Here is an 11,769-nt window from a genome sequence, read left to right on the forward strand (position 1 = left end):
AAGCCTATATGGAGTTGTTAAATAATTCTGAAGTAGAAGCAGTATTGATAGCTTCTCCAGCCTACACTCATCCTGAATTTGTGGAGGCAGCAGTAGCAGCAGGGGTGCATATTTATTGTGAGAAACCGGTGGCAATAGATGTTCAAGGGGTAAAGCGTATAGAAAAGGCAGGACAGTCTATCAATGGAAAGCTTAGCATGGTGGTGGGTTTTCAAATTCGTCATGCTACCGCTTATCAGGAAATGGTAAAAAGAGTTCAAGAAGGAGCTATTGGAGATTTGGTCACCGCTCAATTGTATTATTTAGCTTCGGGCCTTCCAATCCATCCAATTGAAAATATGTCAAAAACTGAAGCAAAGATTCGAAATCAATTTCATTTCAGGTCTTTGTCCGGGGGGATTCTTTTAGACCAGGGAATTCACATGCTTGATGTTTGCAGTTGGACACTCCAAAGAAAACCATTATTGGCTATGGGATCCGGTGGAAGAGATCATAATAACGCTTTTGGGGATGCATGGAACAATTACCAAATAATATATAAATACCCCAATGACATTAAGGTGAGTTTTCATTCTACTCAATTAGGACCCAATTTTGGAGATGTTTGCGCCCGCTTCTTGGGTACCAAAGGAACGGCCACCGCTCATTACAGTGTATTTATTGACGGTGAAAATGCTTGGGATTCCGGGATCCTTAGGCATAAAGGGGCAAGCGAAGATAGAGAGCAGCAAGCCGCAGGAGTATTTACTTCAGCCTTGCATGATTCCAATGAAAACAAAGTCAAAAGCTTTATTGGTAGTATTCAATCCGGAAAATACTTGAACGAGGCAAACTCAGGTGCTACTTCTACCTATACTGCAATTTTGGGTAGAATGGCCGCTGAAAGAGGGGAACAAGTTCTTTGGGATGCGATGCTTAATTCTAATGAAAGTATAAATCCAAATTTGAATTTAGCCCAGTTTGATTGAATTAACTTTCAATCTACTACTACCTTAAGGAATAGGGCCGTAATCATATGTTTATATGGTTCCTATATTAATAGAATCAATGTTACTCATGATTTTAAGTCAATACTTTTGTGATTACGGAGTGTTTAGGTAGGTTAGGCCTTTCATGAAAAAACTTTGATACCATTTTTCCTTAAATGGGGTTACTTGATTAAAAAATAAATAAGGTTTAGCTTTCACACATCGGCTTTTGTCCAAAAAAAACTAATTTTGGTAAAAGGGTAATAGTTAAAATTCCATTTTAGTCAAAATGGTAAGTATCGTGGAAGCAGATAAAAGAAACCAGTGTTTTTACTGATAAAGCATCAATTAGTTAATAATTAAGGCAAATTAATATATATGGAGAAATTTAACTCAAGTAAAGTATGTTGGGGAGTGATTGGAGCAGGAAGTGTTTGTGAGAAAAAAAGTGCCCCAGCAATGAATAAAATACCTGATTCATCAGTGGTGGCTGTGATGCGTAGAAATGCAGAAAAGGCAAAGGATTACGCTAAAAGGCATGGGGTTCCAAAATGGTATGCGGATGCGGATGAATTAATCAATGATCCGGAGGTAAATGCAATTTATATTGCCACCCCTCCCAATTCACATCTGGAATTAACAAGAAAAGCTGTTGAAGCCGGGAAACCGGTTTATGTGGAAAAGCCAATGGCTAGAAATCATGCTGAGTGTTTAGAAATGATAAAAGTTTGTGAGGATGCAGGCCTGCCGCTGTATGTAGCTTATTATCGAAGGACTCTTCCCAATTTTTTAAAAGTTAAAAGTTTACTAGAAGAGGGGGCCATTGGAGATCCAAGGTATGTAAATATCGTCATTAACCAATCCAAACATCCTGATGTAATCAGGGATGAATCCAATTGGAGAATAGACCCTGAAGTAGCCGGTGGGGGATATTTTTATGATTTAGGCTCCCATCAATTGGATTATTTAGACTTCCTTTTTGGTCCGATGAAGGAGGTGAATGGTGTGGCAGCGAACCAATCAGGAGATTATCCGGCTGAAGATATTGTTTTAGGAAATTTCACTTTTGAAAGTGGTGTGCTGGGCTGCGGTAATTGGTGTTTTACTACCGGTGAAACTTCTCTAAAAGATGAAATTGTCATCGTTGGGAACAAAGGAGAAATAAGATTTCCTTGTTTTTGGGGGACTTCGGTCACACTAAAAAAAGATGGCATGCCGGATGAAGTTTTTGAATTTGAAATGCCTGAAAATATCCAGTTTTATCTGATTCAGTCCATTGTTAACGAGTTGCTTGAAAAGGGGGGAGACTGTCCAAGTACGGGAGTTTCTGCTGCCAGAACCAACTGGGCGATGGAACAAATGACTAAAAATTTTAAATGATTAAATACTTTAGAAATGTCTAAACAAAAACCATTGAAGTTTGGAATTATAGGAACAGGAGCAATTGCAGGAATGCATGCAGCAGCCCTCAATGCTAGTGAAGAAAGCGAACTGATTGCTGTATTGAGTTCCACTGAAGAAAGAGCAAAGTTGGCAGAAGAAAAGTTTAATGTTCCCGCCTACTTTGAAATAGATAAATTTTTGAATAATAGTGATTTGGATGTGGTTTGTATTTGCACCCATAGTGGAAATCATTTAGAGCCTGCAATGGCTGCTGCAAAAGCAGGTAAACATGTACTATTGGAGAAACCCATTGAGGTCAGCATAGAACGCGCTGATTTACTGATTAGAGCTTGTGAAGAGAGTGGAGTAAAATTAGGCGTAATCTTCCAAAACAGGCTAAAACCGGGCTACCTTAAGTTAAAGGAAGCTGTAAAGTCAGGTAAGATTGGGAGATTGCTAATGGGTACTGCTGCTATAAATTGGTACAGAGATCCATCCTATTATAGTTCAAGTGATTGGAAAGGTACCATAGAGGGAGATGGTGGTGCAGCCCTTATCAACCAAGGAGTACACACCATTGATTTGCTATTGGATATTATGGGAGATGCTGAAGCTGTTTATGGACAGGTAAGAACCATGGTTCATAAAATTGAAGGTGAAGATCTTGCTTCTGCAATAGTGAATTTTAAAAGTGGTGCTTTAGGAACAATTACCGGTGGAACTTCACTTTTCCCGGGAAATCCTGAAAGACTAGAAATCTATGGAGAAAAAGGTAATATAATATTAGAAGGAGGTAAAATAATTGCTTGGAATATTAAAGGTGAAGAAGATCACATGATTCCCGGTTCTGATATTGGAGGATCTGGCGCATCAGATCCTATGGCCATAGATTTCAAACTACACCAAGTTCAAATTGAAGACTTTGTAGAGGCAATAAGAAATGACACTGACCCTGTAGTAACAGGACATGATGCCAAAAGATCGCTGGCGTTAATTTTAGGAGTGTATGCATCTTCTACTGAAAACAAAAAAATTAATTTATAAACATCATTAAATTTAGAAATAAACTTTGATGGTGGATAATTTCTCCTACCGGAGAGTAGAACTAGGATCTCTTCAAGCAGAATAGTCTATAGACGAATATATTCTGTTTGAAGAGATTATTTTTTTTAGGCATAGAGATTACTCTTGTTAAAGCTGGTGTTTTTTGTAGTGGGAGGTTAAATTCCATATTCCATATAAAGGTATGTTTTATTTTGAGTGATGAATGTACCTTATAATCAAGTGATTATAACTCTTATTATCTGATAGGCTTTTTTTTAATGCCATTAGGTTATGATTGTTTTAATACATCAGAGGTCTTAACTATTTCATAGGATACCTCAATTTTATTGATAAAATAATTCTTTCGATTTCTCACATAAACTTAGTTTTTAGAATAGGTTTAATATAATTTGGTTATTTTTAGATAGTAGCGAAGATGTAGAGGTGGGCTGACCAAGTATTTATTATACCATGGAAGAAAATAAAAAAGAAGAAGAAAGTGGAATAGTTGCTCAGGGAATCAATGCTGAGTTGGATTCAATTACCAATTTAGCAGGGATTTTGACCGGAGCTCCTGTTAGTTTACTTTTTAAAATCAAAGCTGGACAAACCACCATAGTTTCTAATAATGGCCTAGATGATCAATCATCCCTCGAAAATTTATGCTTCATGAATTTTGTTACAAAAGCCAACAAGGAGATGCTTGTGGTGGGTGATTGTAAAAGGAAGCCCAAACTTTCACAAAACTCTATACCCGGAATGGACTTCTTTGCAGGGGTGCCAATTAAAACTTCCACTGATGAAATGTGGGGAATGATATGTGTTATTGATTTTGAGCCAAGAGAATTGGATGAAAGTAAAATTCAAGGCCTTAAAATTTTAGCATCACAAATAACAAAACTTTTAGAATTAGAACAAAGTCACAGTGAAATAGCAAAAACCAAAGAAAAGCTAAAAAGAGAATCAGGTAGATTAAATAATATTTTAGAGGCGACTCAATTGGGTGCTTGGGAGTGGGATATAGAAAAAAACCTAGTATCTATCAATGAACGTTTTGCATCAATGATAGGGTATGAGCTCGAAGAATTGACACCTTTTACCATGGATGTCTGGTACAAAATATTGCATCCGGCTGATAGGGAAAATTCTGATCGTGTTTTAAAAGCCTGCTTCAATAGGGAATTAGATTATTATGACATAGAGTGCAGGTTAATTCATAAAAATGGGCAAGAGGTTTGGGTCAATGATAAAGGTAGGGTGACCAGATGGTCTTCCACAGGTAAGCCTTTACAGATGTCTGGTACCCATGCAGATATTACCAATAGAAAAATTAATGAGATTCAATTTCAAACTGTTTCAGCTAATATTCCGGGTGTTGTTTACCGTTATATCAAGCGCTCTTCAGAACAAAATCGTTTTGAATGGGTAAGTAATGGAGCCAATCAAATTTTTGGATTATCTCCAAGTCAAGTCATGGAAAGTAGTGAATTGGTCTGGAGTCGGATACACCAAGATGATGTCGATGGGCTAAGAGCATCTATTGATAAATCTGCCGAAAGTTTAATGAATTGGTTGAAAGAATACAGGTATCTTCATCCAGATGGTACAGTTCGATGGCACAAGGGTGCAGGCACTCCTCAAAAGTTAGAAGATGGAAGTATAGCATGGGACTCCATCATAATGGATGTGACACAAAGGAAGGGGGTAGAAGAAAAGTTAGGAGAGACCTTGTTCTTTCTTCAAAATAAAATTAAAGAACAAGAATGCATTTTCAACATAAGTAGATTTGATTATACTTGGGATCAAATTGATGATTTGTTTCAAAGCGCATGCAATATTTTTCCCTTAGCTTGGCCTAATTCTGATGAAACTCATGCTAAAATTACATTTCAAAATAAAGCGTATTTCAGTTCAGGATTTAAACCTTCAGATTCTTTATTAAGGTCTAAATATGTTTTACACGATGGAAAGTTACTAGCACTTGAAATAGGACTGCCTGAAAATGTTGAGATAGGTAATGGTTCTAGCAAACTAAAGAATAAAACTAGACTAATTGATAACCTGATGTATCATTTAGGTAACTATATAGATCAATTAAGCAGCCAAGAAGCGTTAAGGGTCTCAAATGAGCGGATAGGAACCCTTATTCAAACCATACCAGGCGTATTTTGGGAATCACAACCGGATAGTTTTAAATTGAGTTATGTAAGTCCTCAGGTTGAAGATATTTTAGGTTATTCTCCTGAAGAATGGTCTCAGGACCCGGGTTTTTGGGTGAATCATATTTATAAAGATGATAAAGAAATTGTTCTTCAATTAATTGAAAAACATTCTCATACCAATAATGATTTTACAATTGAATATAGGTTTTTAAGGAAGGATGGAAGGGTAGTCTGGATCAGCGATTTAATCACAGTGATTATTGATGAAAACGATGGACTAAAATATAGGGGGCTAATGGTAGATATTACCAAAAGGAAAGCTGCTGAAATAGCCCTCAAGAAAAATGAAAAAAGGTTTAAAGCACTTGTGGAAAATGGAAGAGATGCCATCGTTATTTTTGATGCTGAAGGTGTTCAAAAGTATGTTTCACCTTCCATTACTCAAGTATTGGGATATACTGAAGAAGAAGCCTACCAATTAAAATTAAATGAGTCGATACATCCCGAGGACCTAGACCTGTCTTTGGATAAATTTAAAAGGACTTTGGCTTCACCGGGTTTACCGATTGAGGGTGGGATTATTAGAACCAAACATAAAGATGGTACTTGGAGATGGATGGAATCCACGATAACCAATTTTTTGGATGATCCCGACATTAATGGAATAGTTGACAATTTCAGAGATATAACTGAAAAAGTGAAGCTAAATAACCAGATGGAGAAAAGTGAAAAACGGTTTCGCTCAATGGTTAAAGAGGGCTCCGATTTGACAGCTATAGTTTCTGAAACAGGTAAATATATATACGTTAGTCCTAACTACCCTCATATTCTGGGCTATGAAGAAGAGGAATTAATTGGCGATTATCCCACCAATTATTTTCATCCTGATGACAAAGATCGAGTCATTTTTGAATTTAGTAATCTTCCACTTAGAGAAAGAACCAAAGGCCATCCTTACCGGTATAGGCGTAAGGACGGCTCCTGGTGCTGGCTACTAACTGTGGCAACCAATCTATCGGACGACCCAAGTGTAGGTGGAGTAGTGGTTAATAGTATGGATATCAGTAAACTTATTGAAGCGCAAGGAAAACTAATTACAAGTGAGGCCAGGTACAAAAGTTTTCTTGACTCCCAAACTACATTTGTTATTAGAATCGATCTTGAAGGGTACATCACTTTTGCTAATACCAAATATATAGAGACTTTCAATTGGCTTTTTTCCGGTAATGAAAAAATTAATGTGATCTATACGGTACAGGAAGAAGATAGAAGTAAAATCAAAGGAATTATAAAAAAGTGTTTAACAGAACCAGAAAAAGCCCACAAGGTAGAACTTCATAAATTAAATCATGAAAAGGGAGCTTATACCACCCTATGGGATTTTGTAGGTATACTGGGGATGGATGGTAAACCTAAGGAAATTCAATGTAATGGAATAGATATTTCCGAACGAATTGCTTTTGAAGAAGAATTAAAAAAGAGCAATGAGCGCTTTGAGTTAGTGATGCAGACAGACTCGGGAAGTATTTGGGATTTTGATCCCAATACCGGTGATATGTTTTTAGGAGAAGGTTTTGCAGTAAACTTTGGTTTACAAATCCAGGATCCGTCAATAAATTACGAGGTCTTTTGCAATAGCATCCATCACGAAGATCTTGATCACTATACAAAAAAGGTCAAACAGGTATTGTTTAATAGCTTAGAAAATCAATTAGAAACAGAATATCGTCTTTTAAAAGCGAATGGTGAAATAGCCTATGTAAAAGAGAAAGCCATCATTCTAAGGGACTCAGAAGGTAAAGCTTATAGGATTGTAGGTGCAATTAAAGACACTACCTTAGAGCATTTCTATGGCGAACTTGAGGCCATTGAAAAAGACTTGATGGAGACAAGCATGAATAAAGAGGCCAACCTTTCCGATTTGTTGTATAGTTTCCTTTCCAATTTGGAAAAACTTTTTCCAAGTATGAAAATGGCTATTTTAAAGGTTACAGGCAATCGTTTACAAAATTTGGCGACGCCTACATTTCTTGATTTAGACAAAGTCAGTGTCAGTGATTTTGAAAATTATTTAAATGATTCAATCAGCCTTGACCAATCTTCAGATTATTTTAATAAGGAAATTTATATTGCTGAAATTAAAAAGGACCCTCAATGGAAAGGCCTTTTAAACTTTACTAAGGAAAAGAATACCCGCTCTTGCTGGTTCTTGCCGATTATGAACTCAGGAGGAAGCCTGGATGCAGTTTTGATTAACTTTTTTGAGGATTCAAAAATGCCAGGAGGTTGGGAACACTATGCCATTCAAAGAAGTCAGCGAATTTTCCCTGTTTTGATTACCAAATTTGAGTATTTTGAAAACCTGCATAAGAGTAACGAACGATTTACCTATGTCAATATGGTTACCAATGATGCAATATTTGATTGGGATTTAATAAAGGATGAATTCCATTGGGGAGAGGGATTTTATAGGATTTTTGGCTATCAAAAAGGTGAAGAGATCAATAAAATTTCAGAATGGAGCACATTCATGCATCCTGCTGACGTCATTGAAACAGACAAAATATGGGATGATTTTGTTTTTGATGCTAAAAACAACAGGTGGCATAAAGAGTACAGGTTTCGGCATAAATCCGGTCAATTTCTTCACATAGAAGAAATTAGCTATATGATAAGAGACAGTCATGGGAGTCCATTAAGAATGATTGGTGTGTTACGGGATAAAACAGATGAAAAGGAGGATTTTTTCCAAAAAGAAGTTCAGCACCAGATTGCTAAATACTTCAAAGATGATTTATCGTTGAAGGTAATTTTAAAAGAAGTTTTAAAATATATTTCATCTATATCAGATTTTTCAGGTTGTGAGATTTGGCTATTAAATCGAAAACAAGCAGGAATTAATTTGATTGAAGATTATTGGAGCGAGAATTATCAGCTTAGGTATAGGAATGATTTACAAAAAGTAAATAAAAATCTAGCTAACCATGCTTTGATCTCAGGTTCACTATTGAAATTAGATAATCTGGATAAGGAGCCCATTTTTACCCAAGTAAACCCTGAGTTACTTGAATCAATCAAGTTGGTTTTAGGGATACCATTATTCCAAAATAATATTAAAGTAGGGGTGATGCTCTTATATGTTAATAATATCGTCACATTGCCCAAAGATTGTCAACAATTTTTTGAACCCATAGGAAATTTACTTGGTGGAATAATCAAGCGAAAACAGCAGGAAGAAGAAATGAAACTTCTTTTTGAAAGCGCTCCTGAAATGCTGACTGTAATTGATACCAAAGGGAATTTTGTTAAAATTAATCCTTCATTTTGTAAGGTGTTTGGCTATACGGAAGAGGAGATGTTGACCAAAAAGTTTGAGGACTTTATTCATCCTGATGATAAAAGTATGTCGCGGAAAAATTTTTCATTAGAGAAAGGGATACATGCAAAAAATTTAATTAATAGATACCAAACAAAAACTGGTCAATACAAATGGATTTCTTGGAATACTTCCGATAAGTTTGGAGAAGAAGGATTGGTCTTTGTTTTTGGCCATGATATTACTGAATTAGTATCCTTACAAACTTTACTTGACAATGCCTCAAAACTTTCGAGGATGGGTAGTTGGGAGATTGATTTAATTAATAATGAACTTTATCTATCGTCTACCACCAAGGAGATCTATGGTATTCCTCAAGAAAGCACTCCTAGCTTTGAAGACCTAAGTAAGTATTATGATGAAAACACAAAGAATTCTATTCGAAAGGCAATAGCACAGGCAGAAAAAGATGGTAGTTCATGGGATTATCAGATTTTATTAAAACTAAGAGATGGCAGGGAATTATGGGCCAGAAGCATAGGTCAGCCGGAATTTAGTAAGGGTAAATGTGTTCGAATTTCCGGTTCACTTCAGGACATACATGCACAAAAAACAAACGAATTAGAATTGGCTAAAAACAATCAGCTTCTTGAAATTATTTCAAAGGTAATAGAGAAATTTTTGGTGGTTGAGGATTGGAATGAAGCCATAGAGAAAGTTTTTCAGCTTACAAGCGAAGCAGTTCAAATTGATACAATCAATTATTTTCAAAAAAATAAGGTTGGAGCTGATGGGAAGGAATATGTTAATAAAATGATAGAATGGACGCTAGGAGGGGATTTAAATTTTCCGGAGCAGGATCCTATTCAAACCTTTGCTATAGATGATTTTCCTGAGATAATGGAGGTCTTGAAAAGAGGGGAGTTGTTTATTATGAATACTCGTGATCTACCTGAATGTATATTGAAAAAGAATTTTAAAAAGAGAGGAATCTATTCAAATATTTCTATTCCCATTTCCATTAAGAATAAATTTTATGGATTTTTGAGCTTTAATACCTGCAATTCTGAGCGAAATTGGACGGAGAGTGAGCTCTCATTTTTACAAACCATTTCATCCAATTTTTCTGCAGCTATTCAGCGCACAAATAGTCAAAAGGCCCTATTGCAATCCTTTAAAGAAAAAAACGCCATTTTGGAGAGTATAGGTGAGGCCTTTTTTGCTTTGGATAATAATTTCAAAATTTTATACTGGAATCAAAGATCTGAAGAGATTATTGGTATACTAAAAGAACAAGCCCTCAATAATATAATTTGGGAAGTGATCCCGGGTGTAAATGAAACAGAGTTTAAAAAGCAATTATTGTATGCCTTTCAATATCGTAAAAATATTCATTTTGAGATGTTTTCTGAGCGACGGAAAATATGGTTAAATGTAAATTGTTATCCCTCAGAAGAAGGGATAAGTGTTTTTACTAAAGACATTACTCAAGAAAAGTTAATATCCGAAAAAATTCAACTTTCCAATGAGCGATTTGAGAAAATAGCTGAAGCCACCAATGATGCCATTTGGGATTATGATGTTGAAAACAACGAAGTTTTTCGAGGTGTGGGTTTTAAAAACCTTTTTGGGTATGATCTAAAAGATATTTCTACAGATATAGCGGCCTTACAAAAATTGATTCATCCAGAAGATAGGGAAAGAATAAGGGTGAAGTTCAAGGAATTTCTAAATAGCGATACACTGACCAATTGGTTTGAAGAGTATCGCTTGCTATGTAAAGAAGGATATTATGCTTTTGTAATTGATAGGGCCATTTTTATAAGAAATAAATATAAAAAAGTAACAAGGGTTGTAGGGGCCATAACCGATATTACCTATAGAAAAGAATATGAAGAATCTCTTCAAGCAATGAATGAGCAGATGGCCCAGCATGCCATTGAGCTCGAACGCTCAAATAAAGAGCTGGAACAATTTGCTTATGCGGCATCACATGACTTGCAGGAACCGCTAAGAATGGTGAGTAATTTTATGGGGTTATTAGAAAGAAAATACCAGGGTAAATTGGATGACAAGGCTCACCAATATATAGGTTTCGCGGTAGATGGCGCCATGCGGATGCGGCAGATTATTCTGGATTTATTGGAGTTTTCAAGAATAGGAAAGCATGAAGACAAGCTCAAAATCTTGAATATAGAGGAAATTGTAAATGAGGTTTGTGTCCTTCAGAAAAAAAGAATTAGAGAATCTGAAGCTATAGTAAAATGCAATACGCTACCACGGATATTGTCTTACAAAACCCCTATTTTTCAAGTGTTTTATAATCTAATTGGAAATGCGCTAAAGTATAGGAATGAAAAAGAAAAACCTGTGATAGAAATTAAATGCGAAGAGAAAGTTGTCTTTTGGCAATTCTCTGTGGTTGACAATGGAATAGGTATAGATCCGACACACCATGATACAATTTTCACTATTTTCAAACGCCTCCATGGAAAAGGCAAATATGAGGGCACTGGAATGGGACTGGCGATAGTAAGAAAGATTATTGACAATTTAGGTGGAGAAGTTTGGGTCGAATCCAAAAAAGATGAAGGTTCGAAGTTTTATTTTACAATTCCTAAAACCAACCCGGAGATAGAAGAGGGGATTTAAATCATTAAAATGTTTTGAACATTGGGTTAAATCAAGAAAGCCTCGGAATGATTGTTCCGAGGCTTTCTTATTTTCATTTGTGCTTCCGAGAAGCGCTATAAATAGCCAGTGCTACCTGTTCAGCAAAGATTAGGCTTATATTTTTGGAAGTTCAAAACCTTCTCTGTAATCTTTGGATACAAATTGGTTGGCAGGTTCAAAATTGGTGACCTTCATGTTTTCACCATCCCACATTAGCTTAATG

The 11,769-nt window shown here is 36.0% G+C and carries 4 protein-coding genes; all 4 read left to right on the forward strand.

The window, feature by feature from the left end; all coding sequences use genetic code 11:
• Positions 1-968 (forward strand): Gfo/Idh/MocA family oxidoreductase (locus tag AAC037_RS09155; RefSeq protein ID WP_339902704.1); only part of this gene is annotated, 968 nt, incomplete at its 5' end.
• A gap of 378 nt (positions 969-1,346) precedes the next feature.
• Entirely contained in the window at positions 1,347-2,348 is a 1,002-nt protein-coding gene (locus tag AAC037_RS09160; RefSeq protein ID WP_339902705.1) for a Gfo/Idh/MocA family oxidoreductase, read from the forward strand.
• A 15-nt stretch (positions 2,349-2,363) separates the two neighbouring features.
• Positions 2,364-3,395: a Gfo/Idh/MocA family oxidoreductase gene (locus AAC037_RS09165; RefSeq protein ID WP_339902706.1), complete on the forward strand. Its 1,032-nt coding sequence runs from the start codon at positions 2,364-2,366 to the stop codon at positions 3,393-3,395.
• A gap of 471 nt (positions 3,396-3,866) precedes the next feature.
• Complete coding sequence (locus AAC037_RS09170; protein WP_339902707.1) at positions 3,867-11,525, forward strand: PAS domain-containing protein; 7,659 nt, start codon at positions 3,867-3,869, stop codon at positions 11,523-11,525.
• The last annotated feature ends 244 nt before the right edge of the window (positions 11,526-11,769 follow it).

Source organism: uncultured Cyclobacterium sp., from assembly GCF_963976465.1.
GTDB lineage: Bacteria > Bacteroidota > Bacteroidia > Cytophagales > Cyclobacteriaceae > Cyclobacterium.